Below are 24503 nucleotides of genomic sequence, written 5' to 3' on the forward strand. Positions count from 1 at the left end.
TAGTAAAACTCTGTAACCCTAAACTCAAAACATAATAACTTTATTTATAGCTAGGGCAGCCGCAGCCTTTGTTTTTCTTTTTGAACAATCCCCACATGAATCCTTTTTTCTTACGATAGGATTTGCGTCGGCGGGCACTGGCCTGTTCCATCTGAACCGTCGTACCGGATGAATAGGTAGATGCCGAGGCGTATTCGGGTAACACCATGGCTCCAATCAAGAGTGTGAGAAGAAGCTTTTTCATCAGATTGTCTAGTTTATAAAGTATTAACGCAAGTTACGCCTGTTTTATTTCTTATTGTCGTTTTTGAGTTTTGAGCGACCGTCGCTACGGTTTTGAGTTTTGAGTTTTCAGTTTTGAGCGGCCGCCGCTGCAGTTTTCAGTTTTCAGTTTTCAGTTTTCAGTTTTCAGTTTTCAGTTTTCAGTTTTCAGTTTTCAGTTTTCAGTTTTCAGTTTTCAGTTTGGAAAGAGAAAACCCATAAAGGTAAGATAGACAGTTGGAAAGGGAATCATAACCCCGGAGGGGTTCTATATGGATAGCCCCGGATGATAATCCGGGGAGAATGCCGGAATTGGCCCCGGTCTGGATGGACCTTTCCCCCTGGCTGGTGTCTTCACCAGCCAGTCTGCTAAAGAATAATGGTTGTGAGGACACCAAACCACGGTAGCTTTATTTAGCTCAAAACATCAAACCTATTCGCTCAAAAGCTTTTTTCGCCCCTGGCTGGTGTCTTCACCAGCCAGTCTGCTAAAGAATAATGGTTGTGAGGACACTAGCCACGGCAGCTATAATTTAGCTCAAAACTTCAAATCTATTCGCTCAAAAGCTTTTTCTTGAGGTAATCCGAGGCTTTTTCGAAGGCGTCTTTGGTAGCTTTTTCGTCATAGATCGGGTTACTGGGGTTGGCGAAGGCGTGGTCGGCATCATACATATTGATGTCAATTTGTTTGCCTGCCATTTTCATGTTTTTCTCAAACTGTTCTACAAGGGTAGGGGGAATGCCCTTATCCTTTGAACCAAAAAAGCCAATCACGTCCGTTTTCAACGTTTTCAGTTTGTCGATATCTTGCTCGGGGCGGCCATAATACATCACACAGCCTACGGCTTTAGAACCTTCCAGCATTGCAGATTTCAGGGATAACATCCCACCAAAACACCAGCCGATAGACGCGAATTTGGCTTTGGCCCCGCCGTAATTAATTCCGGCTTTCATGATTGCCTCCAAACGCTCCGGCTTCGCCTGACTCATGTATTTACCGGCATCTTCGCGGGCGGTGGCTACTTTCCCGTCATACATATCCAAAGCCAGCACGTTTACCTGACCTTCCAGCTCATTATAGAATTTTTCGGCTTCCTGCTTAATGTAATCATTGAGGCCCCACCATTCCTGATATACTAATAGATACTTGTTGGAAGGGTTTTTCGCTTTAATTAAAAACCCGCTGGCCGCCTGACCGTCGGGTGCATCCATTTTAATCATTTCACCACCTGCTTTACTGGTGAAGGTGAAAGGCCGGGGTTCGGCGTGCATCGCCTGGAATTCTTTCGTAGAGGCCATCAACTGCATTTCATCAGGACGCATGGCTTCTTTTTTCGTATCGTGACAAGCAGCGTCAGCCTGTTCGCAGCAACTTTGAGCGTAAGAGCTCAATCCACTAGCAACCAAAGTAATGGCAAGGAGTAGCTTTTTCATGCGTTTCTATTTTTTAGGAAAGCCCTCGACAACGAGGTGTGTTACTAGTATAAAACTGCTAAGTATAAAAGATGTTCTGTGGGAGTTTGGAGTTTTGGTTTCGATGTTTGGAGTTTGGTATCCCAAAAAAAATAGCTGGCAGAAAGGCCAGCTATTTTTTAAAGTCTGCTATCAGCTTTAGAGCTGACAGCAAGAGTAACCTAGTTAATAAGTCAATAAATTTCGATAACCCAAAGTTCTGATGATAACAGAAGTTGGCCGGAAGCAACAGAGGCAGTACCAGCTCTAAACACTAAACAAAAAAGCATTACCCTTTTTTCAGCTCAAAAATGGTAATCTCAGGGGGCATACCAACCCGACCAGGGTAACCAATATAACCGTAACCTCGGTTTACGTATAATTTCTGATTGCCTTCTTCGTAAAGACCGGCCCATTGTTTATAGCGATATTGAACAGGACTCCAGCGGAAGTACTTGGTTTCTACACCAAATTGCATCCCATGCGTGTGACCTGCAAACTGCACGTCTACCTCTGGGAATTGCGTGCGGACCTGAGCATCCCAATGGCTGGGATCGTGGGAAAGTAACAGCTTCACGGGAGCGTCTTCCGTACCCGCAATGGCTTTTTTCAGGTTACCGTACTGAGCAAAACCGCCCGTACCCCAGTTTTGAATACCAATGATGGCCAGCTTTTCGCCATTCATTTCCAGAAAACGATGCTCGTCAAGTAATAAATCGTAGCCCATTTCCTTATGGACCCGTTCGAGATCTAAAAGGTTCTGACGTTTTTCCTGAAGGCTATTCCACTGGGTATAATCGCCATAGTCATGATTACCCAGCGTTGAAAATACGCCCAGAGGAGCCTTTACTTTATCAAAAACGTCTTTGTAATCTTTTACCTCAATGGCCCGGTCGTTTACTAAATCACCTGTAAAGAAGACCACATCGGGCTTTTCGCCCATCAACATTTCAATTCCACCTTTGACGGCTGTTTTATTGAAAAAGCTTCCCGAATGGATGTCTGAAATCTGGGCTATCCGTAGTCCGTCGAATTCGCGGGGTAAGTTTTTAAGCACCAGTGGGATGCGACGGATGCGGTAATCGTGAGCACCGGAAACAATTCCGTACGTAAAACCAATTGCCGGAATGGCCGAAGCCGCCAAAGCCGCTTTGCTTAAAAACTCTGTTCGGGTAATGGTATCCTTTTGTGGATGTGGATCAGGAGCGATAACGGCCTGTTGCGTTTCCGAGCTGTCTACGGGCGAAGACGAATTGAAGTGAGCCATAACCCAGCGAAACCCGCGACCCAGATCGTCGAGTAGTAAGAAGGGAATCATGAAAATCTTTCCCAGATACCCAATCAGAATATAGCTAAAGAGAAAGCCCCGCAAAAGTCTGAACTTGCCCCAAAAATCGCTACCCAGGGTAACCGAAGTAAGTAACATGAATAAGGCTACTACTGGAAAACTCCAGTACAAAATCCGGGCGAAGCGTTGCCAGCCGGGCGAAGCGTGTTGGGTAGCCGTTTTCACGGCTTGAAAGCCATACCAGTCAGCAACCAGCAACACGGCTAATGTTATGAGGAGTGTAAGACTTCTATTCATCGGGAAGTAGTAAGAATCAGTTCTAAAGAGTGAAACAAGCGTACCAGCCGAGATAGTTCAAAAGCCTATGTTTTTGGGATGAGCGGCTGGATTGCCGATTGTAGGGTCTATTGGTGCTAACCTTGCGGTTATTGACTAGTATGAATTGCCAATAGGGTAACTTTCGGCAACTAGAGATTTTAGCCTAAGAAGGGCTTTGTTGCATAGCTCTGGAAACACACATTTTAGACCCAAACAGGCTTCTCAATGGGGTCGACATAGACAACTTAAGTACCTTTTATTGGGTGATTCCAAGGTTACGAGTGCAATCATAGGCAGGTTTTACCCAGTCTGTACTACTGAGCCATGCAACAAAGCCTCTTTCAACTCAAATAAGATAAATAATCCAGAATCATTTCCCCATAATCTTCTCCCGGTGAGCCAGTCCCCAGTAATGCAGTTCATCCATTAATTTCTCCAGCGAAAGACCGTGTTCAGTAATGGAATATTCTACCGTTGGCGGAAAGGTATCTTTGACTTCCCGGTTAACTAACTGATTTAGCTCTAAAGCCTTTAATTCCTTCGAAAGCGTCTTATCCGTAATTCCCTGTACGTCTCTCGATAATTCCTTAAACCGCCGGGGGCCGGCAGATAAAGCAAATAAGATCAATAACTTCCAGCGACCTTCCAGTGCTTCCAAAGCATCCTTGATGGATAAATAGGTTTTAGGACAAGGGGTTCCGTTGAGCATGTCAAGGTATAAATGTAATTAGTCGTTACTATCCCATCGGATAGTGCTATCCAATGGGATAGTACTATCTAACGGAAAGCGATGATACCTAATTTTAGCCTGTTCTAAAATAACTAGGCATGAAAAAACAATCAAAGCTATTAAAGATGAGTTTGTGGATGGTTCAAATCTTACTGGCAGTTACCCTGATCTGGGCGGCGACAATGAAATGGGTTCAGCCGATCAATCAATTAGCAACCATGTGGCCGTGGACGGGAGACGTATCTCCTGAATTTGTAAAACTGACGGCCTGTATTGATTTGTTAGGAGGACTAGGTTTGATTGTACCAGGTTTATTCCAGACTAAACCTCAGCTTATAGCTTTCACTGCCGCCGGAGTGGTCGCCTTAATGATAAGTGCTATTGTTTTTCACGTGACCAGAGGAGAAACTTCTTCCGTTGGGTTTAATGCCGTTTTTGCTTTATTAGCCCTGTTTGTTGCTTGGGGTCGTTATCTAAAAACTACCTGATGAAATAAGAGGTATTCATAAAACAAGTCAGGCGACTGAAAGCCGCCTGTTTGTACTTCTATAAAAAAGAGGGAAGAAAGCATTAAGCAGAAGCAATTTCCATGACCATCCGACCTTCGATAGCTCCTTTTTTCATCTGGTCAAACACTTCATTGATGGATTCAAGCGGCGTTGTGTGAACCGTAGCTTTGACTTTACCTTCGACGGCAAAATCAATGGCTTCCTGCAAATCTTTCCGCGTGCCCACAATAGAACCGCGAACGGTAATACGTTTAAGCACCGTTTCGAAAATAGGTAAATCAAAGCTTCCGGGGGGTAACCCGTTAAGGGCAATCGTTCCTTTGCGGCGGAGAGCTGAAATTCCCTGCCGGAACGCAATGGGAGAAACAGCAGTAACCAGCACGCCGTGCATGCCTCCTGCTTCTTTCTGTAAATATTCACCGGGATCCTGATTCTTGGCATTAACCACTAAGTCGGCTCCAAGGCGTTTGGCTAATTCTAGTTTATCGTCGGCTACATCAATAGCAGCTACGTGCATACCCATGGCTTTAGCGTACTGCACGGCTACGTGCCCCAACCCACCAATGCCCGAAATAGCGACCCATTCACCGGGTTTGGTTTCAGTTTCTTTCAAGCCTTTGTACACCGTTACACCTGCACAGAGAATCGGAGCCATTTCAACGAAATTTACGTGGGAAGGCAGCTTCCCCACGTAACGAGCATCCGCAATGACGTATTCGGCATACCCTCCATCTACGCTATACCCTCCGTTTTGCTGGCTTTCGCAAAGCGTCTCCCAGCCCGTAATACAATGATCGCAGCAGCCACAGGCACTGTATAACCAGGGGACACCCACGGCATCACCCTCTTTTACATTCTTCACATCCGGCCCCAGAGCAACTACATATCCTACGCCTTCATGGCCAGGAATGAGGGGTAACTTGGGCTTTACGGGCCAGTCGCCGTCAGCAGCGTGCAGATCGGTATGGCAAACGCCACTGGCAATTACTTTGACCAGAATTTCGTTACGACCGGGTCGCCGAACGGGCATTTCTTCGATAGTTAGGGGTTGACCAAAGGCACGAACAACCGCCGCTTTCATAGTAGTAGGTAGCATAAAGAAGGCTGTTTAAAGAATGGTGGAAATCAATAAGAGTACTTAATAACGATCCTCAAAGTAATGAAATAGAGGCTCTTGCCTGGGTCTTCATTTGTATCATAAAAAGGAACGATTCTATCAATTAAACAGAAAGGTAAAGGCCAGAGGAAATAATATTTGGCGACTCTGCGGTATATTCCTTTTAGATGGATTGAAAGATTATCTTTTTACTTCGCAGAATAATTCGAATTGATTGGTGGAAAAGCTCATACATACGCCGGAAGGAAAAGCCCTGTCTGAGGCTCAGGAAACATTTCAGAAGCAACTGCAACGCATTGAAAAACTGCGGGAAGACCTACAAAATCAGGAAGCCTGGGAAGCCATGGCCCGGGAGCGGGTAATGAATGATATCTTACCTTTGGAACAGGAGGTAATCGAAATTCACGTGTTACGGGTACATGGATTTAATGATGCGTATCATTGCAAAGCGTTTCGTAAAGCTGAAAAAGTGGCTTTGAAGGAATTCATTATCCAGGAATCAGAAGTATTGATTCGAAGGTTTGGTCGGGAAGATCTGCGGGCCATCTATAACGAGCATACGGGGCAGAAGAACGTTTCCGAGAAAGACCGTCTGGTGGAGTTAAAAGAACTATTTTCAGAACAATTTGGAATCAGTTTTGAAGGCATTCCCATTAACTCGGAAGAAGAACTTCGGGCTTATGTGGCCGAAGAAATTGGAAAGCAGCAGGCCCGTCAGGACGAAAAACGGCAGAAGCGGGCAGAAAAAAAAGAGAAGAAAAAACAGAAAAAGGCAGTTAGTAATCCAGAATCCGTACCCGTAGCAATGGTGCCGTTACGGAAGCTTTATATGGCTTTAGCTAAACTTTTTCACCCGGATCGGGAGCGGGACGAAGCCCGGCGGGCGTATAAAACAAAGCTAATGCAGCAGGTAACAGAAGCGTATCAGCAGGGGAACTGGTTTGCCTTATTGAAACTGCAAAGTGAACATTCCGAAGCCCAGGAATTGGCGGATATGCCAGAAATGATCAGCTATAATCAGGCATTAAAGAAACAGGCAGATCAGCTACAAAGTCAGTTGAATGACTTAAGAAAGAATGATTTTCACGCTCGCTTCGTAGCCGAACCCCAGCAGATGGATGTCAAGTTTGCCCAGGAAATCAGAAAGCTAAAAGCAACTATTAAGCAATTGAAAGATGAGGTCAATCGCAATCGGAACTATGAAAATCTGAAAGACTTTATTCGTAACTATTACTAAAGAAAACGGGCCGGAATCAACTGATTCGGCCCGTTTTCTTCGTATTTACTATCCGTGAACCTCAATGGGTTCCCCGGATTTATTATAAAAGTGGAATTCGGTTACACCCAGCGAGCTGTCCTGAACCAAATTAACCCAGGTGCGGTACTTCAGCCACCACTTCATTCGGCGAGACGGAAAACCGCTCATGAAGAATGAATACAGATAGGGGTGAAGCATAATTCGCAGCCCTTTTTCATTCTGCTTGCTCAGCACGTAGTCCAGATTCTGTTCCACAATATCCGAAACTGCGATGCTCGCTGTAATCTTTCCCGTTCCGCCGCAGGTTGGACAAACCTCCTGGGTCTGGATGTTAAGCTCAGGCCTTACCCGCTGACGGGTAATTTGCATAAGACCAAATTTAGTAAGTGGCAGAATGGTGAATTTCGAACGATCGAGCTTCATTTCTTCCCGCATCACATCATAAATCTGCTTCTTATTTTCGGGCTTTTTCATGTCAATGAAATCAATGACGATGATACCACCCATATCCCGAAGCCGCAACTGACGGGCAATTTCTTTCGCTGCCTCCATGTTAACATTGACGGCAGTGTCCTCCTGGCTTTCTTCCTGATTGGATTTATTACCGGAGTTTACATCAATGACGTGTAAGGCTTCCGTATGATCGATGATCAGATAACCGCCGCCGGGTAAACTGACGGAACGGCCAAAAAGCATTTTTAATTGCTTCTCAATCCCGAAGTGTTCAAACACCTTGTTTTTTCCCTGATGGAATTTAACAATGTTCTGTTTTTCGGGGGCAATCTGAGTGACATACGAACGTACCTCTTCGTACATTTCTTTATTATCAAGCGTAATACTGTCGAAGTTATCATTCAACATATCCCGCATGATCGACGTGGCCCGGCTCATTTCACCAATGACTTTATCCCGGGGTTTGGCATCACGAAGAGCTTTCATTCCGGCTTCCCACTTGGCTAGCAAGCTTCGGAGGTCCAGTTCAATCTCTTCGGATTCTTTTCCTTCGGCTACGGTTCGGATAATTACTCCAAAATTGGGAGGCTTAATGCCCTGTACCAGCCGGTGGAGACGTTGCCGTTCCTGTTTGCTGGTGATTTTTTTAGAGATATTAATCGAATGGCCAAAAGGCACTAGCACTAAAAAGCGGCCTGCAATCGAAATATCGCAGGAAAGTCGAGGACCTTTGGTTGAGATGGGTTCTTTGACAACCTGAACCAGAATAGGAGCATTTTTAGCTAAGACCTTGTCAATCTTTCCATGCTTATCTATTTCCGGCTCCATTTCAAAGCCATTTAACATTCCGTCGCTAACTCGTTTGGCAATAACGTCCTTGGTGAACTTATTCAAGGAGTTGATATTATGGCCTAAGTCAAGGTAATGAAGGAAGGCGTCTTTCTCATACCCAATATCTATGAAAGCGGCATTGAGCCCGGTAACCAGTTTTTTAACGGTGCCCAGGTAGATATCGCCCACAGAGAAGTGCTCTTCAGACTCTTCAAAGTGATATTCAACGATTCTTTTGTCCTGCAAAAGAGCGATTCTATCACCTTTGGGAGTCGAATTGATAATTAATTCATTGCTCACAGGTGATGCTCAGAGGGTTAAGGAATAATAGAATACAGCATCATACCTCCTCGAAAATCGGTAGGGCTGAATCTGTTATTCCGATAGAACAGGAATGGGTGGATACACAAAAAGGCTGTAACTCCATCGAGCCAGCCCAGAGAGTGAAAAATGAAAAGCTAAAAAGTGAAAAGTGAAAAACCACTTTTCACTCTTCACCTTTCACTCAATGTTATTTCTTCTTGTGTCTGTTCTTTCTGAGACGCTTTTTGCGTTTGTGGGTAGCAATTTTGTGGCGTTTACGTTTTTTTCCGCAAGGCATAATTGTAATGAGTTTAATGTTGGTAGTTACCGTTGCCCGAACAGTAGATCTATTCAGAACGAACCGACAACCGTCAACGACGTTAAAAAATTATTTTAACTGTTCCAGGTATTCCTGGACTCCCGCCAGAATGGAGGGATCAGTTTCTTTCTTCCGCACCTCTTCAAGAAGAGACTTGGCTTTTTCTTTTTGGCCCGTTTCAGCGTAGCAGATGCCTAAATAAAACATCGAGCGAGTACTGTTGGGGTGAGTCCGCAGGATTCGTTCAAAACGTCCAACCGCTTTTTCATACTGGTTGGAACGCATCGACAAAATACCCAGGTTAAATAAGGCAGGTTCAAAGTCAGGATCCTGTTCTAAGACCTCACGCAGCATGGCGATACCCTGCATAGGATTCGCCGTAGAAACATAAGTCATAGCCATGTTGGCTTTGGCCTGCATCAGATTAGGGTTCTTATCTAATGCTTTTTGGTACCAATCACGCGTTTGTTGGCCTAGAGTTGCCGCTTTGTCAGAATCAAGGGCAAACGTAAAGGCTTCGTAATACCGATCGCCCGCTTTTAAAAAGTGGTCGATAGAAGGTTGTAATCCAGCAATTTCTCCGGCGAAATACGCTGCACTATCAAACCGGGTAACTTTAGTAAAGAGTTCCACCAATTGCTCAGCGGCCCGAATGCGTTCGTCCGTGGGTTTGCTGGTTGTTTCAAACGTCTGACGAGCTTTATCCAAAGCCTGTCTTTGTTCGGTTGAAACGGGTTGCAGATGAGTTTCAGCTGCCGGAGCTGAAGAGGCAGGTTTTGAAGCTGCTTCTGACTGCGTTGGTACTTTCGTTTCTGCGGCAGCACGTTTATCATCCTTCACAGCAATCTTGGGCAGACTATAAAGACCGCCGATCGAAGCCGCTGCAACAACAATAAGGGCGATAAATGATTTTTTCACAGGAGTAATGTTTACTAAAATTTGGGACCGTTAGAATCCATTCGGATAGAAAGTCACAAATTCAACAACTACCAAAGCAAATCAATTCATTACTTGAATACACTTGTGAACAAAAAGGGCAGAAAGAAAGTAGAAGAGGACAGCTATTTTCTTCCTACCCTGCCTGTTCTCTAACCGAACTGATTAAACAGCTTGGCTAGCTTTTTCAGAAGTCTTTACTGATTCTGTGAATTCCTTCGCTGGTTTGAAGCTAGGAATGTAGTGCTCAGGGATCTCCATCGTTGTATTCTTAGAGATGTTCCGTGCTACTTTTTTAGCTCGTTTTTTGTTTACGAAGCTGCCGAAACCGCGAACGTATACCGGCTCGCCATCCACGAGAGCCTCTTTCACTACGCCGAAGAATGTCTCCAGACTTTGAGCTACATCAGCTTTGTCAATGCCGGTCTTTTCGGCGATTTTTGCGATAACGTCTGCTTTGGTCACTGGGGTAAACTTTAAAGGTTTATTAATTATTTTATTGAGAAAGTGCCTAAGGCTCAAAATTTTAGAGGCACAAAAGTACGGGTTTGAATTCATTTGCAAAACAATTCCTCAGAAAAGTCCTCGATATTTTTTTTATAAATACCTAATAGTAAGGTTTTTAGAAGGTAATTTATGCTAAAAACTAAATAAAAAGACCGGGGCTTTATAGGCTGTTTTAGGCTTTTTCTAACCCATACTGACACTCTGACGTGGCAAAACCTTTGGTCTGGTTCTTTTACTTTTCCGTATTTTAAGCCATGAAATGACCAACGATTTTTTTGCTCCTCAATTACTAGCCTGGTATGATCGTCACGGACGGGATCTACCCTGGCGACATACCACCAATCCGTATTACATCTGGCTTTCGGAGATCATTCTTCAGCAAACCCGCGTAGTGCAGGGCATGCCTTATTACTATAAATTCGTCGAAGCGTTTCCAACCGTTAAAGATCTGGCTCAGGCCGACGAACGCGAAGTATTACGACTCTGGCAGGGATTGGGGTATTATTCCCGGGCCCGAAACCTGCACCGCACTGCTCAGATTATCGTGGAAGAATACGGCGGTGAATTTCCCGGTACCTACCAGGAGTTACTAAAACTCAAGGGCATCGGACCGTACACCGCCGCCGCGATCGCTTCGTTCGCTTTTAATGAATCTGTGGCCGTTTTGGATGGAAACGTGTACCGCGTGCTTGCCCGCATTTTTGGAATTGAAACCGACATCGCCAGTCATGCGGCCAAGGCAGAGTTTACGGCTCTGGCTAATCAACTGATTGATCCATCTCAGCCCGCCCGCTTCAACCAGGCCATTATGGATTTCGGAGCGACGCAGTGTGTGCCCGTTTCGCCGCAGTGTATGTTCTGTCCGTTTAATACCGTTTGCGAAGCCAGCAATACCGGGCGGCAGGCTCAACTGCCCGTGAAGTCGAAGAAAACAAAAGTGCGGGAGCGTTACTTTCATTACATCGTTATTGAACACGAAGGCCGGTTTGCCATGCGGGAAAGGCCACCCAAAGATGTCTGGATGTCCATGTTCGATTTCTGGCTGGTGGAAGACGACCGACTGCTGGACTGGGATACGTTGAGCGAACATCCGCCGCTTGAGGCAGTAGCTTCGCAGTTAACGATCAAAAGCGAATCGCCGGTGTATACTCATGTGCTTTCCCATCAGCGGATTCAGGCTAAGTTCTGGCACCTGGAAACCACTTCGGAAAGTAACTTTCCGGCATCCTTGCAATTTCATGAGCTGGACGAAATTGAAAAGTTACCCAAACCAGTCTTAGTCGTTAATTATTTAAACAAGTTAGCGAGTACAAATACTGATTGAGCGGTAAGGTAAGTTATTGGAAATTCTCTTTGATTTGAAGCTTGAATTTCGTAAATTTATATTCAATCTGTTGATAATCAATATGGCACGTACATTCAATAAAGTAACATTAATCGGAAATTTAGGCCGTGATCCAGAGAGTCGTACGCTTCCCAGCGGAGCGAAGGTTACGGATTTTCCCGTAGCTACTTCAGAGTCATATAATACGAAAAACGGGGAGAAAGTGGACCTGACGACCTGGTTTCGTGCCGAAGCCTGGGATCGTCTGAGTGATGTAGCTTCTCAGTATTTGAAAAAAGGGGATCAGGTATATCTGGAAGGACGTTTACGGATGGAGGAATATACCGATAAAGACGGTAATCAGCGTTCGGCTTTGCGTCTTCGGGTGCTTGATTTACAGTTGCTCAATAATAATCGCTCTGACGAAGGTGGTTTTGCTCCTGTATCTTCCTCTATGTCAGCTCCTCAACAAGCAACTTCGGCTTCACAACCTACCGCGATGCCGACTTCAAATGCGGCCCCAACTACCTTTAGTAGCTCTTCGGGCGAAGAGGATGATTTACCCTTCTAATTTGAGAAAAGCATAAAAAATAATTAGCACATATCCGTTAATCCTGATTGTTTTGCAATTCAGCCGGGGTTAACGGATACTTTTTTGTTATCTTGGCTTACGTTAGACCAAACGCTTTCCATTTTGGAGCCACATTTGCTCACTGAACCTGTTCTAGGCGATATCCTAGACCCATTCCCTCTTTGGGCACCTCTCGCCAACGCGGTAGGTGCCGGATTCTACATCAGTAACGGACTTATCCTAATTCTGTTACTAGCCGCCTCAGCCCTGGCTTCCGGCTCTGAAGTAGGTTTTTTCTCTCTTTCGCTCGATGCTCGCAATGACATCCGCGATAGTGACCACGCTTCCGAGCGACGCATTGCTAAACTGCTCGACCATCCGCAGTTACTTCTGGCTACCATCCTGATTTTTAAAAACTTACTGGATATTACGCTGGTAACCCTAACGGCAGTAGCTACCAAAGAAGCTCTGGGCGAAGGAGTAGAAGCCTGGGTTAGTATCCTGATTCAGACCGTAGGGGTTACTTTCCTGATTGTATTTTTCGGAGAATTGATCCCTAAAGTATGGGCTAATCAAAACCCCATTAAGTTTCTAAAAATAACGGCTCCGGTTATAGAAGCGGCTCAGGTTATTTTTAAGCCCATCTCGATTCCTCTGATGAGTATTTCGAATATGATCGAGAAAAGGGTTCAAAGGAAAGGATACACCATTACGGCGGAAGAACTAAGCCACGCGTTAGAAATTACGACGGGGAAGGATACGTCGCTGGAACAAAAGGAAATTCTTCGGGGAATCGTGAATTTCAGCAGCATCTCGGCCCGGCAGATTATGCGTTCAAGGATGGACATTACCGCTTTTGACATTGAGCTGGATTTCCACGAGTTAATGGATAAGATTAATAAGTCGGGCTATTCACGAGTACCGGTTTACCGAGGATCCATCGATAAAATTGAGGGGATTCTCTATATCAAGGATTTACTACCCTACATTGATCAGGACGAATCGTTCAACTGGCAGGAAACACTACGCCCCGTTTACTTCATTCCCGAAAGCAAAAAAATTGACGATTTGTTACATGATTTTCAGGAAAAAAGGGTGCACGTAGCCATTATCGTTAATGAGTACGGAGAAACCGAGGGACTGATTACGCTGGAGGACATCATTGAGGAAATCGTAGGGGATATTCGGGACGAATACGACGAAGAGGAAATTCAGTACACTAAAATCGATGATAATACTTACGTTTTTGAAGGAAAGACTTCACTTAACGACGTAACCAAAGTACTATCGATGGATTCGGAAATATTTGATACCGTCCGCGGCGATAGTGAGTCACTGGGAGGTTTGTTACTTGAACTTTTTGGCCGCTTACCCAAAGTAAACGAAGAGGTAATGCATCAGTATTTCACCTTCCGGGTTCTGGCTGCTGATCAGAAACGAATCAAAAAAGTCCGGGTTTCGGTCCTTCGTCCCGGGGCAGAAGTTACCAAAGCAGAATAAGGGTGAAGGACTATCGCCAAGCGTCTATTTTACTTTCAATTATAACCTCAAATCATGGATCGCCGATCATTTGTGAAAAATGCTTCTGTAGCTGCGGCTGGTGCGGGCGTAATGCCCGAAGCCCGCGAAAAACTAACATTCGTACACCACGTTTTTTTCTGGTTGAAAAACCCTGATAACAAGGCTGACTATGACCAGATGCTAAATGCTCTGAAAACTCTGGGGAAATTATCAGTCATTCAGCACGCTCACATTGGTAAGCCCGTAGTGACTGAATTTGATAAGTCTGTTACCGACGGGACGTATTCTTTCTCGGTAATGCTGGTTTTTGCGTCAGCAAAGGACGAACAAACCTATCTTGTTCATCCCGAGCACAAGGCCTTTATCGATAAGAACAACCATTTGTGGAGTAAGGTAGTCGTTTACGATTCCACTCAGATTTAAGCAGGTAAGGAGAAGGGGTTATGAAACACGTTTCATAACCCCTTCTTCTTGTTCGGATGGTTCATTAACCATTATCGGCGAATTCTGGATACAGCATCATTCCACCATCAATGTATAAAGTTTCGCCCGTTACGTAATCCGATTCATCGGAAGCTAACCAGATGGTAGCTTTGGCTACGTCTTCGGGTTTTCCAATGCGTTTGTAAGGAATAAGGTCCAGCAGGCCAGGTAACTTTTCCGGGTCACTCCAGACCTCTTTATTAATCGGCGTTTTAATAGCTCCCGGACTGATGGCATTCACCCGAATCTTCAACGGAGCCAGTTCCTGAGCAATAGATTTCATAAACATCAGTACACCGCCTTTAGAGGCTGCGTAATTGACATGGCCCGCCCAGGGAATCATGTCATGAACGGAACTCATGCAAATGATTTTTCCAATTGATAGATCTTCTTCTTTTTGATCTTTAGCCTGCTTTATGAATTGATGAGCAGCCTCGCGTGAACAAAGGAACTGACTCGTCAGATTAGTTGAAATTACACCATCCCATTGTTCCAGAGTCATTTCCAGAAACGGGGCATCCATCTGACGGCCCGTATTATTAACCAGAATATCCAGTCTTCCGAACGCTTCTATAGTTTGAGCAAAAAGAGCTTTTACGTCATCTTCTTTGCTGACATCGGCTTTAACCGTGATGCCTGTTCCGCCGAAGCCCTTGATTTGTTCCAGAGCCTCGTCGGCTCCTTCCGAACTTTTGTGGTAGTTAATAACTACGGAGGCCCCTTCGCGGGCCATTTCTATGGCGATAGCTTTTCCAATTCCTGAACTGGAGCCCGTAATAATGGCCACCGAATTGGCAAGTCTTTGTTGTGAGGTCATGCGTTGTGAATAGACAGGGTTATGCTTCAAGAGTAGTCATAGATTTCGTTGCCGCATTCCGCCAAGCCCAGCGGCGGGCCATCTCAATGGCAATCTTTAAAGCTTCGCCATGATTACGAATCCCATTGTTCATTAATCGTTTGGCAATCAATAACGCACGTTCCCGCGTAGTGGGAGAGAGCGTGTGAAGTAGTTCATCAGTTTTCATGGCTATCCTATTATATGATGACTCACAAAAAGAAAGGATTATGCCTATTCAGGAAGGGTAATATAAAGGAAAATACTGTGTATTAAATTACCCAAATAGTATTTTTTTCTATAGATATCTGACTTTCTGATTGATAATCTTATTGGCACAGCATTTGAACAATACATTGATAATAAACTATTAGTTTAGACTCGCTTGTTTAAGTAATAAAGCTTATTATCCTAACCGACATGGTTGAATAATTCCGCTATCGTTATGAAAAAAATTGTAATTTCATTATTCCTGATTGCCTGTAGTTCTATGGCTCATGCTCAGCTCAGAGATTGGGCAGTTGGAGTGAAAGTAGGTCAACCTACGGGTTTGAACTTACGTAAATATGGCGATCGAAACGCCTTTGATTTGACCGTAGGACCTATGGCGGTCTGCTGGGTGGTACTACGGATTACCGACAGGGAAAATTGAAAGGCGTGGGCTTTGCTATCAACGCATCTTATCTCTGGTACGCTCCCATTATGAATGATCGACTCTCGCTCTATGGGGGTGTCGGAGCTCAGGTAACTTCGCGTCGCTATTATCCCAGCGAGTTTGCTGCTAGCAATGCTTACGTCAAAAACGTTGGTATTGGGCCTACGGCTAACATCGGTCTTGAGATTCTTCCCAAACAAACCCCTTATTCTATCTTTTTTGAGGGAGGATTATACGCAGAGTTATTACCCGCCTTTCTGCACTTCAGCCCACAGTTAAATGCAGGGATTCGTTATAATTTCTAATAGTACTGATCTGTATCATAATTTATCAAATTAATCATTAAGCCTTTATCCAGGGAAAAGAATTAACAGCCATGAAACGTCAACTTATTTTAATTGGAGCCTTAGCTAGTGGATTATTCTTAAGCTCTTGTGCAGGCGTAGATAACTTCTCTAGTAGTCTAAAACGCAGTAACTCGTCTAGGTATGCAAACTCAGACCGTAACCGGGACGATAGACGCGAGGACAGGAAAGAAGAGCGTCAGGAGCGGAAAGAACGCGAAGAACGTCAGGAAGCCCGCGAGGAACGCCGGGAAGAAGCCCGGGATTTTCGGGAGGACATGCGAGCAGACGATCGCGACAGCCGTCGATCCGATGATCGTGACAGCAGCCGTAACGACGAAAGAGAAATTCGCAGCGATCGGTACCGGGATGAAGAAGTAAGAGATAATCGTCGGGATGACCGAGATGATCGCCGAAATGACGATCGGGATGAACGCCGGGATCGTTACGAAGACGAACGCCGGGACAGCCGTCGGGATGAGGACCGGGATCGCTATTATTACAGAAGCAACCGTAACGAAGATCGTTACCGCGATGAAGATAACTACAGTCGCAGAAATTTATCCAGAGAAGAGCTAGACAAACAAGACTTATCCGAAAGAATTCGCGAGCAGATTGAAGATGTGAATGAAAGAATCGGATGGCTCGACGAAAAACAAAAGGGTGAAAGCCGTAAAGAACGCCGCAAACGCGAAGAACTGAAAACCGAGTTAGAAGAAAAACGGATGCAGTTATTCCAGGTGTATTACGATGTTAACCAATCAAGTGGTCGGGACTGGAGAAAAGCGAAACGCGAAAGTAACCGATTCCTGAGCGATGTAGATAAGAAAATTGATGAAGCTAATGATCTTTTAGACCGAGGAAAATAGTCTACAGCAGCAGCGAAAAAAGGACTTCATTCGTGAAGTCCTTTTTTTGTGTTAATTTATTATATGTGAGTGAGTTAAGATAGTTATTAACGAAACAGGCATGACAATTTTATGGAGTAATTCATACCAATAATTCAATCTAACGACTTTAATACTATGGCTAACCAACCTTTAAATACCCCACAAAACGAGAATCCTAATATCCGTAAATTGCTCTTATTTATAGGTGCAGTATTTGTAGCGTTTATTTTGTGGGCCATCTTCGGAAGTTTACTCACGGGTAATAAACCAGATTCACCGAAAGGAGCCGGAGCTGTTACGGCAGGCGATAGTGCTTATGTAACAGAAAGCGATACGTTAAGAACGCAATAAATTAACTAGGGTATGACCAATGATCATATCCTTTTTTTATAGCCAAAGGAGAAAAACAAAAATAGTATTAATTAAAGATTTTTTTATAAAAAGAAGGGACTCCTGAATCAGTTCAGGAGCCCCTTCTTTTTATAAAGCTAAACCTTAAGCACTCATCAGATAATGATTAACCGTTTCAGGTTCTAACTCTTCTAATCGTTTGATAAACGCCTTCAGCAGACTAACCTGGCTGGTAAGTAAGTGTCTGAGGCTATCAGACATATCTTCGCGTAAAGCGTTTTTATAAAGAGTCAGTAAGTTACTATCTACCTTAGCTCTTAAATCTTTTTCGTATGACTCATGATCATCTGAGGAATACCATTCTGGCGTTGATGCCACATCATAGGACATTCTTCCCCCAAAATTCCACAGTTGATTCACTAATTGTGTTTTACAAAGATTACTGCTAGTGATTCCTCTCATTAAAAAAGGCTTCACCAAAAGGCAATTTACACGTAAAGCAAGTAACTGATAAACGCGACTACGGCCTTCGTGAGCGTTGATAATTGCATTAAGCAAATCGTTTAGGCGGTGGTTTTCAGATCTTTCCATAAAAAGGAACGATTTATAAGCATTAAAAAACGGGATGGATATTTCGATAACCTAAACGTATATACGAAAGACGCTATAGATTTTCAATGCTTATGGTCACTAATATCGTTCCAAGCGGAGCATTTCCTATGAGTTACTGTGCATTTGTTGTAGGGATTCAATGAGCAGTAAATCCTGTTGGATAACTTCCCGGTGGCTAGACAGCAAAGCGTATACTTCAGGAAGGGCTTTCACCTTTTCGTGATCCAGTACAGTTTCATAAGCTTCAATAGCAGTTTTATCCCCCGTCTGGCAGGAGCTTAGGATGCTTTCCCGATCTTTCCCTACTATTTTCGCTTTGAGGTCAAGCCAGGTCTGATGCAGTTTTCCTGCCGTAGTACCTGAATCTGAAGGAGTCTGGCCATAATGCTTAACAATTTCGCCTAACTGATCAGCAAATGATTCACTCTCTTTAACAAAGGTGGAAAAGAGGCTTTTCAAATCCAGATCTTCAATATCCTGAGATGCTAGTTGATACCCATGCGTTCGATCATTGTTGATCTTAACCAGATTGTCTAAATCGTCGATTAATTTTTCTACTTCCGTTGCCATTGATTAGATAAGATTAGAGTTGAAGAAATGGAGTGATATACATTATTAAAATGCCGAGTGAATTCGGTTCTGCTGATCGGCTTCCGAAATAGCCGTGGGAACAGGCATTACATCTTCCTGAGCAGGAAGGCCTTCGGGCGTTTCGCCAATTTCATCGGGAGTCACCTCTGGAACGTCGGTCAGTGGTGGCGTCTCTACGGGAGCTTCGGGAACCGAATCAGGAATTTCCTCTGGGGCGTGGGGCTGGTCAGGAAAAGTTCCTGGAATATCAGGCGTTACCGGATCAATTTCAGGCAGCTCAGGTGTGGCAGGTACTTCCGGTACTGATCCTGGAAAAATAGCATTAGGACGAGTAGCGGCATCTTCTTCCTTACGGGTTTCCTGTGGATACGAAGATTCATCTCCCAAACCTAGATCGCCTTCGTTTTCTTCCATTGACTTTTCTAGTTCCAGTTCCTGTGCGGTTTCAGAGGGTGTATCCGTATGAATACCAGAGGATTTTTCTCCGGGTAGTGGACGAGTGAGTTGTTGCGTTTCCATGGATAAGAGGTATATTTAGTGACGTGATCAACTAGCGAAAAGGATATGCCATTGCAGGAATTCCCAAAATGGGGAAAAGTAACTCCGGGTTACTGCAAGGCATAAATGGAGGTATTATTCTTTTATTAATCGCTCAAAACCCTTGGAAACTATGGAAAATCAAACATCTCAAACACCAGAACCCACGGTTGAAAAATTTCTGGAAGAAGTAGAAAAGAAAGAACCTGACACGAATAATGCTCAGGAAAAGGATCAGTTTAAAGAAAAAAGAGAAAACGACTCGGAATTTCAGGAGCTAGCCGAACAGGAAGAAGAAAAAGCCCGTGAAGCTGAAAAATTCGTAGGAAGCTGATTAAGAATAGATCGCTGGTAACCTCTTATAAAACAGACTCGTCCCCTTGGGCGGGTCTGTTTTGCTTTCTAAGAAAAGTCTAATTATCTATTTCTCTTAGTGGGAATTTTTCAAACGAAGAGTCGTAAACAAGTTTAAGAAATATTTTTCCTTGATTTTACAGATAATAGTCTGTGAACTAATAAGTTATGTCATCTTTAAGTAAATTCATGAATTTGATAAGACCTTGAAAATGAACTCAAATACAGAGAAATTATTTATTTATTCTATCTGATTTATAGACATTGTCTAATTTTGTCGGATAGAATAAATAATGAGCAATACGAAGGGATGGAAAAATTAGTGGACGGTATGAACAATGAAGCGTTAATTCAGGAGTTAACCCCCCAGCTGGAAGCCCTTAATCCGGCTGAAGCCATCGAACTCCTTACCCGGCAGTTTCCCGGTAAAGTAGTTTTTTCTACCTCACTAGGTCAGGAAGATCAGGTGATTACGGATTTTATCTATCGTAATAACTTGCCCGTACGAGTTTTCACGCTCGATACGGGTCGTTTATTTCAGCAGACCTACGATTTGCTCGATGCGACGCGGGCCAAATACAATCATTCCATCGAAACCTACTTTCCCAATACACAACGGGTAGAGGCGTTAGTGCAGGAAAAAGGCTTTAACAGCTTTTATTACTCCGTTGAAAATCGGAAGGAATGCTGTTTCATTCGTAAAATTGAACCCCTGAAACGGGCTTTGGCTGGTGCCGAAATCTGGATTACGGGTTTACGGGCCGAGCAATCCGAAAACCGGGCTGACATGCCTATTCTGGAATGGGACAAAGGAAATCAGTTAATAAAGTATAATCCGCTGATTCACTGGACTTACGATGAAGTATTAGCGTATTTGGAGAAATACCGGGTTCCCGATAAACCTTTGCACCGTCAGGGCTTCATTAGTATCGGTTGTGCCTGCTGCACGCGGGCTATCGAACCCGGCGAACATCCCCGTGCCGGTCGCTGGTGGTGGGAAGAGTCTAAAAAAGAGTGTGGATTGCATTCGGCGTAAGCCGCTTACTTAATATAATGATGGATCTTACGGGATCTGTTTAATCTGAAATTATACCCTAATGAGTTCTTTTGGAGATAAGTCACTGATTCCGGCTTCGGCTCTCGAAAATCCGATTTTCCCCCGTGAGCTTGAAGACGAGGCCATTTACATCATGCGGGAAGTGGCCGCCCAATTTGAGCGTCCCGCCATTCTTTTCTCGGGTGGTAAAGATTCTATTACCTTGGTTCGTCTGGCTCAAAAAGCCTTTTACCCCGGCAAAATTCCTTTTCCTTTAGTGCACGTGGATACAGGTCATAACTTTCCCGAAACCATTGCTTACCGCGATTGGCTGGTTAAGGAGGTAGGAGCCGAGCTGATCGTTCGTTACGTTCAGGACTCCATTAATCAGGGTAAAGTACAGGAAGAAACGGGTAAGTATGCTTCCCGGAATGCTCTTCAGACAGTAACGTTGCTGGATGCCATCGAAGAATTCAAGTTTGATGCCTGCATCGGTGGAGCACGCCGGGACGAAGAAAAGGCTCGGGCGAAAGAACGGATTTTCAGTGTTCGTGACGATTTCGGCCAATGGGATGCCAAACGTCAGCGTCCCGAATTATTCGATATGCTCAATGGCCGGATTTCAGTAGGTGAAAACGTTCGCGTATTCCCTATTTCCAATTGGACGGAATTAGACGTTTGGAATTATATTAAGGAAGAAGGGATTCCATTACCTTCCATTTACTTCTCGCACCAACGTCCCGTTTTCGAACGCGATGGCATGTTATGGGCCGATTCAGAATTCATTAATAAGGATACGGATGAAATTCCTTACGAAGCCACCGTCCGTTTCCGCACGGTAGGCGATATGACCTGTACGGCAGCTGTTCTTTCTGAAGCAACGGAATTAGATGACATCATCGGAGAAATTCTTTCCGCAGAAATTTCGGAACGCGGAGCCCGGATGGACGATAAACGTTCGGAAGCGGCGATGGAGAAACGTAAACAGCAGGGCTATTTTTAATCCCTTCCTATATATAATAAGATATGGTTGCATTTTCAGCTAAACTGAGAATGCCGAATCTGGCGGGAAAGTTGACTCCTGCAATTCTTAATCCTTCCTATGGACATTTTACGAATAGCTACTGCGGGCTCGGTTGATGATGGCAAAAGCACATTGATTGGCCGCTTATTATACGAAACGCAATCCATCACCCGCGATAAACTGGAAGCACTCGAAGCCGCCAGTAAACGCAAAGGACTGGATTTCCTGGATTTATCCTTATTAACCGACGGTCTGATTGCCGAACGTGAGCAGGGGATTACCATCGACGTAGCTCATATCTACTTCAGCACGCCTACTCGCAAGTACATCATCGCCGATACGCCGGGTCACTTTGAGTATACCCGTAACATGGTAACAGGTGCTTCAAATGCGAAAGTATCGCTGATTTTGGTCGATGCCCGGCACGGCGTAGTAGAGCAAACCTTCCGCCATTTTTTCATTTCGTCTATGTTACGGATTCCTAAGGTAATCGTCTGCGTGAACAAAATGGATTTGGTAGGATACAGTGAAGAACGTTTCCAGCAAATCAAACAGGAGTTTCAGGACATTGCGGCGAAAGTGCAATTTTCAGGTCAGGAAATCGAGTTTGTACCCATCTCTTCTTTATATGGGGTAAACATTACCAAAAAGTCTGACGAGATAAGCTGGTATTTGGGAGTTTCTTTATTAGAGACACTGGAAAAATTCGATGATCAGGTAAAGACAGACTCCAGCCATGCAGCTCGATTCCCTGTTCAGTACGTCGTTCGCCCTAAAACGGAAGAGTATCACGATTATCGCGGATACGCCGGACGAGTAGCCAGTGGAACCTTTAGCGTAGGAGATGAAATCGTGGTATTACCCACGGGGCAACGCTCTAAGATCTCATCCATTGAGAAATTTGACCAATCCTTGCAGCACGCTCACGCCCGCGAATCGGTAGTAATCAGTCTGGAAACAGACGTAGACGTATCACGGGGTAACATGTTAGTAAAGGCGGGTGAAGAGCCTACGCAACTGCGGGAGATTTCCGCTCAGGTTTGCTGGCTGGATTACCAGGCCTTAACACCGGGTAAAACCTTATTGCTCCAGCATGGTATTAATGACACAAAAGCAAAAGTGCTGGCTTTGGAAGAACTCATTAATGTTCAAACGTTGGAAAAAAGCGAGAACCCGGCTCAGCTAAAGTTGAATGAAATCGGTGGAATCCGCTTGAAGGTGGCCAAACCCATTTTTGCCGACACCTATCAGGAAAATCCCTCCAACGGAGCCTTTATATTAATTGATGAATTCTCGCACGCAACGGTTGGCGTCGGATTTATGAATTAACTAAATGCCTATTTGGGAATCTAATCTCTTGTTTGGTTACATAAATCGGTCATTCAATTACTCAAAACGCTCTTTTGTCATTCAGAGCGGGGCGAAGAACCTTACTAAGGAAGACTGAGAAAATATTCTTAATGGGGCACTGCTTGGATTATTCAAGTTTCGTCTTTTGCCTAAGTAAGCTCTCTCTCAACGTCGAACGGACAGGGGAAGTGATCAGGGAGTAATAAAATGATGATTAAATGAAAGTGTTTAGTGAATAAGGAAAAAGCCCGAAACTGCTGGTTTCGGGCTTTTTTATGCAGTTTTCTAACCCATCCACGATTTCGACAAGGCTTTCCGTGATTTCGCCATTCTTCCAATCGTCTCTATGCATGACATTTGTATCATCAATTTGATAGTACTCAAACATAAATCGATATGGAAACGCAAGTAATAGGACTGCATCACGTTACGGCAATTGCAGGAGACGCAAAACGGAATTATGATTTTTATACCAAAGTACTGGGAATGCGGTTTGTAAAGAAGACCGTAAACTTCGACGATCCGCAAACCTACCACTTCTATTATGGAAATTACCAGGCTGAACCCGGAACGATCTGGACCTTCTTCCCCTGGGGTAAAGCTGTACCTCAAGGAAGAAGGGGGACGGGGCAGGCAACGGAAGTCGGATTTTCGGTTCCTGAAGGAAGCTTAGACTTCTGGCTGAAACGTCTCGACCAACATGGAATCATCTATAATAAGCCAGCAACCAAGTTTGGAGAAGAATATTTGACCGTATTAGATCCTGATGGATTAAAACTGGAATTAACGGTAACCTCTCAAAAGGATAACCGCGAAGCCAACACCACTGAGGACATTAAGGCCGAACACGGTATCAAAGGATTCTCTGGAGTAACGTTAACGCTGAACTCTATTCAGGCAACCGCTGAAATCTTAACCGATTTGCTGGACTACAAACTGGAAATGGAACATGTGAACCGCTACCGCTTTGTAAATCCCAACAGCGAGACAGCCAGTGTGATTGATTTGGTAGAAGTTCCTGGTGAACGTCGAGGCCATGTAGCGGGGGGAAGTGTACACCATGTAGCTTTCCGGGTAAAAGACGACGCTGCTCAAATGGCTTTAAGAGAGAAAATCGAAAGCAGAGGTTTAAATATTACTCCTCAGATTGATCGGCAATACTTTCACAGCCTGTATTTCCGCGAACCAGGAGGGGTGTTGTTTGAAATTGCAACGGACAATCCAGGCTTCACAGTCGATGAACCTCTGGAAACCTTAGGTCAAAGCCTGAAATTACCTCCCCAGTACGAACCTCACCGTTCTGAAATCGAATCAGTGCTAGTGAAGTTATAATATAAAGAAGAAGTACCCATAGGTTCTGGAGCATACTCCAGAACCTATTTTCTGTTAGATATATAAGGTTAATACGCAATAACTCCGAATAAAGTAAAGATATATAAGGAATAATCGGAATAAGGTAGAGGGGAAGTTGCGGAAAGGGCCAGAAGGAGACAACTCGTGGGGAGGGGGAAAGGTTTTAAGGGTTGGGTGGGGATAGGCAAGAGGGTATAAAAAAGTTTTGCTGTTTAGTGTGTTCATTGTCAGCGTCTTAGTGGGTAGTTAATAAATTATTTTGGGTAAGGGCTTGACAAGAGGGGTGTAGGCGGTGCATCTTTGCACTCCCAAACGACGGGGAAGGAGATAAATCGGGAGCGGTGCTTGGGTTTAACTTCTTGATTTAGAGTGGATTGCGAGGGAGTTTAA

General features: G+C 44.4%; 28 protein-coding genes. 15 read left to right on the forward strand and 13 right to left on the reverse strand.

The annotated features are described in order from the left end of the window. Positions 1-40: 40 nt before the first annotated feature. The 4 genes from BWI96_RS15670 to BWI96_RS15690 form a co-directional block, all read right to left on the reverse strand. Positions 41-244, reverse strand: a complete 204-nt coding sequence (locus BWI96_RS15670) for a hypothetical protein (RefSeq protein WP_157830389.1) — start codon at positions 242-244, stop codon at positions 41-43. Positions 245-813: 569 nt separating this feature from the next. After that, positions 814-1695: a dienelactone hydrolase family protein gene (locus BWI96_RS15675; RefSeq protein WP_106637491.1), complete on the reverse strand. Its 882-nt coding sequence runs from the start codon at positions 1693-1695 to the stop codon at positions 814-816. A 307-nt stretch (positions 1696-2002) separates the two neighbouring features. Continuing rightward, complete coding sequence (locus BWI96_RS15685) at positions 2003-3298, reverse strand: metallophosphoesterase (protein WP_106637493.1); 1296 nt, start codon at positions 3296-3298, stop codon at positions 2003-2005. A gap of 391 nt (positions 3299-3689) precedes the next feature. Continuing rightward, positions 3690-4028, reverse strand: a complete 339-nt coding sequence (locus BWI96_RS15690; protein ID WP_106637494.1) for a helix-turn-helix domain-containing protein — start codon at positions 4026-4028, stop codon at positions 3690-3692. A gap of 119 nt (positions 4029-4147) precedes the next feature. Here BWI96_RS15690 and BWI96_RS15695 point away from each other — a divergent pair, with 119 nt between their 5' ends. After that, complete coding sequence (locus tag BWI96_RS15695) at positions 4148-4537, forward strand: DoxX family protein (protein WP_106637495.1); 390 nt, start codon at positions 4148-4150, stop codon at positions 4535-4537. 82 nt (positions 4538-4619) lie between these two features. On the opposite strand, the gene adhP is transcribed toward BWI96_RS15695, so the two are convergent. Further along, positions 4620-5654: an alcohol dehydrogenase AdhP gene (adhP, locus tag BWI96_RS15700; RefSeq protein ID WP_106637496.1), complete on the reverse strand. Its 1035-nt coding sequence runs from the start codon at positions 5652-5654 to the stop codon at positions 4620-4622. A gap of 238 nt (positions 5655-5892) precedes the next feature. On the opposite strand from adhP, the gene BWI96_RS15705 reads away from it, so the two are divergent. Then, on the forward strand, positions 5893-6912 hold the full coding sequence (locus BWI96_RS15705) for a J domain-containing protein (RefSeq protein ID WP_157830390.1): 1020 nt from the start codon (positions 5893-5895) through the stop codon (positions 6910-6912). Between the two features lie 48 nt (positions 6913-6960). Here the strand turns inward: BWI96_RS15705 and BWI96_RS15710 are convergent, their stop codons facing one another. The 3 genes from BWI96_RS15710 to BWI96_RS15720 all read right to left on the reverse strand — a co-directional run bounded on the left by BWI96_RS15710 (position 6961) and on the right by BWI96_RS15720 (position 10240). Then, positions 6961-8517 (reverse strand): Rne/Rng family ribonuclease, encoded by a 1557-nt coding sequence (locus BWI96_RS15710; RefSeq protein ID WP_106637498.1) that lies wholly within the window; start codon positions 8515-8517, stop codon positions 6961-6963. 391 nt (positions 8518-8908) lie between these two features. Then, positions 8909-9757 carry a lipopolysaccharide assembly protein LapB gene (locus BWI96_RS15715; RefSeq protein WP_106637499.1) on the reverse strand — a complete coding sequence of 283 codons (849 nt, stop codon included), beginning with the start codon at positions 9755-9757 and terminating at the stop codon, positions 8909-8911. Positions 9758-9940: 183 nt separating this feature from the next. Further along, the gene (locus BWI96_RS15720) at positions 9941-10240 is read right to left on the reverse strand and encodes an HU family DNA-binding protein (RefSeq protein ID WP_094810619.1); all 300 of its coding nucleotides are present in this window, start codon (positions 10238-10240) and stop codon (positions 9941-9943) included. 301 nt (positions 10241-10541) lie between these two features. On the opposite strand from BWI96_RS15720, the gene mutY reads away from it, so the two are divergent. The 4 genes from mutY to BWI96_RS15740 all read left to right on the forward strand — a co-directional run bounded on the left by mutY (position 10542) and on the right by BWI96_RS15740 (position 14121). Then, positions 10542-11606, forward strand: a complete 1065-nt coding sequence (gene mutY / locus BWI96_RS15725; protein ID WP_106637500.1) for an A/G-specific adenine glycosylase — start codon at positions 10542-10544, stop codon at positions 11604-11606. 82 nt (positions 11607-11688) lie between these two features. Beyond that, positions 11689-12177: a single-stranded DNA-binding protein gene (locus tag BWI96_RS15730; protein ID WP_106637501.1), complete on the forward strand. Its 489-nt coding sequence runs from the start codon at positions 11689-11691 to the stop codon at positions 12175-12177. 84 nt (positions 12178-12261) lie between these two features. Further along, on the forward strand, positions 12262-13677 hold the full coding sequence (gldE, locus tag BWI96_RS15735) for a gliding motility-associated protein GldE (RefSeq protein WP_369804189.1): 1416 nt from the start codon (positions 12262-12264) through the stop codon (positions 13675-13677). A gap of 54 nt (positions 13678-13731) precedes the next feature. Beyond that, positions 13732-14121 (forward strand): Dabb family protein, encoded by a 390-nt coding sequence (locus tag BWI96_RS15740; RefSeq protein WP_106637502.1) that lies wholly within the window; start codon positions 13732-13734, stop codon positions 14119-14121. Between the two features lie 64 nt (positions 14122-14185). Here the strand turns inward: BWI96_RS15740 and BWI96_RS15745 are convergent, their stop codons facing one another. Both BWI96_RS15745 and BWI96_RS15750 read right to left on the reverse strand, forming a co-directional pair. After that, positions 14186-14998, reverse strand: coding sequence for an SDR family oxidoreductase (locus BWI96_RS15745; protein WP_106637503.1), 813 nt, complete (start codon positions 14996-14998; stop codon positions 14186-14188). A gap of 19 nt (positions 14999-15017) precedes the next feature. Then, complete coding sequence (locus BWI96_RS15750) at positions 15018-15206, reverse strand: hypothetical protein (protein ID WP_106637504.1); 189 nt, start codon at positions 15204-15206, stop codon at positions 15018-15020. A gap of 255 nt (positions 15207-15461) precedes the next feature. Between BWI96_RS15750 and BWI96_RS15755 the strand changes: the two genes are divergently transcribed. From BWI96_RS15755 to BWI96_RS15770, 4 genes are all read left to right on the forward strand, one after another. Beyond that, complete coding sequence (locus tag BWI96_RS15755; RefSeq protein WP_106637505.1) at positions 15462-15668, forward strand: hypothetical protein; 207 nt, start codon at positions 15462-15464, stop codon at positions 15666-15668. A gap of 50 nt (positions 15669-15718) precedes the next feature. Beyond that, positions 15719-15976 (forward strand): hypothetical protein, encoded by a 258-nt coding sequence (locus BWI96_RS15760; protein ID WP_157830391.1) that lies wholly within the window; start codon positions 15719-15721, stop codon positions 15974-15976. Between the two features lie 71 nt (positions 15977-16047). Continuing rightward, positions 16048-16884 (forward strand): hypothetical protein, encoded by an 837-nt coding sequence (locus BWI96_RS15765; RefSeq protein ID WP_106637507.1) that lies wholly within the window; start codon positions 16048-16050, stop codon positions 16882-16884. Positions 16885-17040: 156 nt separating this feature from the next. Further along, positions 17041-17256 carry a hypothetical protein gene (locus BWI96_RS15770; RefSeq protein WP_106637508.1) on the forward strand — a complete coding sequence of 72 codons (216 nt, stop codon included), beginning with the start codon at positions 17041-17043 and terminating at the stop codon, positions 17254-17256. 144 nt (positions 17257-17400) lie between these two features. Here the strand turns inward: BWI96_RS15770 and BWI96_RS15775 are convergent, their stop codons facing one another. From BWI96_RS15775 to BWI96_RS15785, 3 genes are all read right to left on the reverse strand, one after another. Then, positions 17401-17847 carry a hypothetical protein gene (locus tag BWI96_RS15775; protein WP_106637509.1) on the reverse strand — a complete coding sequence of 149 codons (447 nt, stop codon included), beginning with the start codon at positions 17845-17847 and terminating at the stop codon, positions 17401-17403. 126 nt (positions 17848-17973) lie between these two features. Further along, on the reverse strand, positions 17974-18438 hold the full coding sequence (locus tag BWI96_RS15780; protein WP_106637510.1) for a PA2169 family four-helix-bundle protein: 465 nt from the start codon (positions 18436-18438) through the stop codon (positions 17974-17976). Between the two features lie 45 nt (positions 18439-18483). Beyond that, entirely contained in the window at positions 18484-18978 is a 495-nt protein-coding gene (locus BWI96_RS15785; RefSeq protein WP_106637511.1) for a hypothetical protein, read from the reverse strand. A 151-nt stretch (positions 18979-19129) separates the two neighbouring features. Here BWI96_RS15785 and BWI96_RS15790 point away from each other — a divergent pair, with 151 nt between their 5' ends. The 5 genes from BWI96_RS15790 to BWI96_RS15810 all read left to right on the forward strand — a co-directional run bounded on the left by BWI96_RS15790 (position 19130) and on the right by BWI96_RS15810 (position 24092). Then, positions 19130-19330 carry a hypothetical protein gene (locus tag BWI96_RS15790; protein WP_106637512.1) on the forward strand — a complete coding sequence of 67 codons (201 nt, stop codon included), beginning with the start codon at positions 19130-19132 and terminating at the stop codon, positions 19328-19330. Between the two features lie 330 nt (positions 19331-19660). Then, positions 19661-20386 (forward strand): phosphoadenylyl-sulfate reductase, encoded by a 726-nt coding sequence (locus BWI96_RS15795; RefSeq protein WP_369804190.1) that lies wholly within the window; start codon positions 19661-19663, stop codon positions 20384-20386. A 154-nt stretch (positions 20387-20540) separates the two neighbouring features. Beyond that, entirely contained in the window at positions 20541-21389 is an 849-nt protein-coding gene (cysD, locus tag BWI96_RS15800; RefSeq protein WP_232793762.1) for a sulfate adenylyltransferase subunit CysD, read from the forward strand. A 99-nt stretch (positions 21390-21488) separates the two neighbouring features. Continuing rightward, positions 21489-22739 (forward strand): sulfate adenylyltransferase subunit 1, encoded by a 1251-nt coding sequence (locus BWI96_RS15805; protein ID WP_106637514.1) that lies wholly within the window; start codon positions 21489-21491, stop codon positions 22737-22739. 417 nt (positions 22740-23156) lie between these two features. After that, entirely contained in the window at positions 23157-24092 is a 936-nt protein-coding gene (locus BWI96_RS15810; RefSeq protein ID WP_106637515.1) for a ring-cleaving dioxygenase, read from the forward strand. The last annotated feature ends 411 nt before the right edge of the window (positions 24093-24503 follow it).

It is taken from the genome of Siphonobacter sp. SORGH_AS_0500, assembly GCF_002838835.1.
Taxonomy (GTDB): Bacteria; Bacteroidota; Bacteroidia; order Cytophagales; family Spirosomataceae; genus Siphonobacter.

Bases quoted from the DNA above. Each gene is read 5' to 3' on its own strand.
- BWI96_RS15670 (WP_157830389.1), bottom strand. From the start codon at position 244: ATGAAAAAGCTTCTTCTCACACTCTTGATTGGAGCCATGGTGTTACCC.
- BWI96_RS15675 (WP_106637491.1), bottom strand. From the start codon at position 1,695: ATGAAAAAGCTACTCCTTGCCATTACTTTGGTTGCTAGTGGATTGAGC.
- BWI96_RS15685 (WP_106637493.1), bottom strand. From the start codon at position 3,298: ATGAATAGAAGTCTTACACTCCTCATAACATTAGCCGTGTTGCTGGTT.
- BWI96_RS15690 (WP_106637494.1), bottom strand. From the start codon at position 4,028: ATGCTCAACGGAACCCCTTGTCCTAAAACCTATTTATCCATCAAGGAT.
- BWI96_RS15695 (WP_106637495.1), top strand. From the start codon at position 4,148: ATGAAAAAACAATCAAAGCTATTAAAGATGAGTTTGTGGATGGTTCAA.
- adhP (WP_106637496.1), bottom strand. From the start codon at position 5,654: ATGCTACCTACTACTATGAAAGCGGCGGTTGTTCGTGCCTTTGGTCAA.
- mutY (WP_106637500.1), top strand. From the start codon at position 10,542: ATGACCAACGATTTTTTTGCTCCTCAATTACTAGCCTGGTATGATCGT.
- BWI96_RS15730 (WP_106637501.1), top strand. From the start codon at position 11,689: ATGGCACGTACATTCAATAAAGTAACATTAATCGGAAATTTAGGCCGT.
- BWI96_RS15740 (WP_106637502.1), top strand. From the start codon at position 13,732: ATGGATCGCCGATCATTTGTGAAAAATGCTTCTGTAGCTGCGGCTGGT.
- BWI96_RS15745 (WP_106637503.1), bottom strand. From the start codon at position 14,998: ATGACCTCACAACAAAGACTTGCCAATTCGGTGGCCATTATTACGGGC.
- BWI96_RS15750 (WP_106637504.1), bottom strand. From the start codon at position 15,206: ATGAAAACTGATGAACTACTTCACACGCTCTCTCCCACTACGCGGGAA.
- BWI96_RS15755 (WP_106637505.1), top strand. From the start codon at position 15,462: ATGAAAAAAATTGTAATTTCATTATTCCTGATTGCCTGTAGTTCTATG.
- BWI96_RS15760 (WP_157830391.1), top strand. From the start codon at position 15,719: ATGAATGATCGACTCTCGCTCTATGGGGGTGTCGGAGCTCAGGTAACT.
- BWI96_RS15765 (WP_106637507.1), top strand. From the start codon at position 16,048: ATGAAACGTCAACTTATTTTAATTGGAGCCTTAGCTAGTGGATTATTC.
- BWI96_RS15770 (WP_106637508.1), top strand. From the start codon at position 17,041: ATGGCTAACCAACCTTTAAATACCCCACAAAACGAGAATCCTAATATC.
- BWI96_RS15775 (WP_106637509.1), bottom strand. From the start codon at position 17,847: ATGGAAAGATCTGAAAACCACCGCCTAAACGATTTGCTTAATGCAATT.
- BWI96_RS15780 (WP_106637510.1), bottom strand. From the start codon at position 18,438: ATGGCAACGGAAGTAGAAAAATTAATCGACGATTTAGACAATCTGGTT.
- BWI96_RS15785 (WP_106637511.1), bottom strand. From the start codon at position 18,978: ATGGAAACGCAACAACTCACTCGTCCACTACCCGGAGAAAAATCCTCT.
- BWI96_RS15790 (WP_106637512.1), top strand. From the start codon at position 19,130: ATGGAAAATCAAACATCTCAAACACCAGAACCCACGGTTGAAAAATTT.
- BWI96_RS15795 (WP_369804190.1), top strand. From the start codon at position 19,661: ATGGAAAAATTAGTGGACGGTATGAACAATGAAGCGTTAATTCAGGAG.
- cysD (WP_232793762.1), top strand. From the start codon at position 20,541: ATGCGGGAAGTGGCCGCCCAATTTGAGCGTCCCGCCATTCTTTTCTCG.
- BWI96_RS15805 (WP_106637514.1), top strand. From the start codon at position 21,489: ATGGACATTTTACGAATAGCTACTGCGGGCTCGGTTGATGATGGCAAA.
- BWI96_RS15810 (WP_106637515.1), top strand. From the start codon at position 23,157: ATGGAAACGCAAGTAATAGGACTGCATCACGTTACGGCAATTGCAGGA.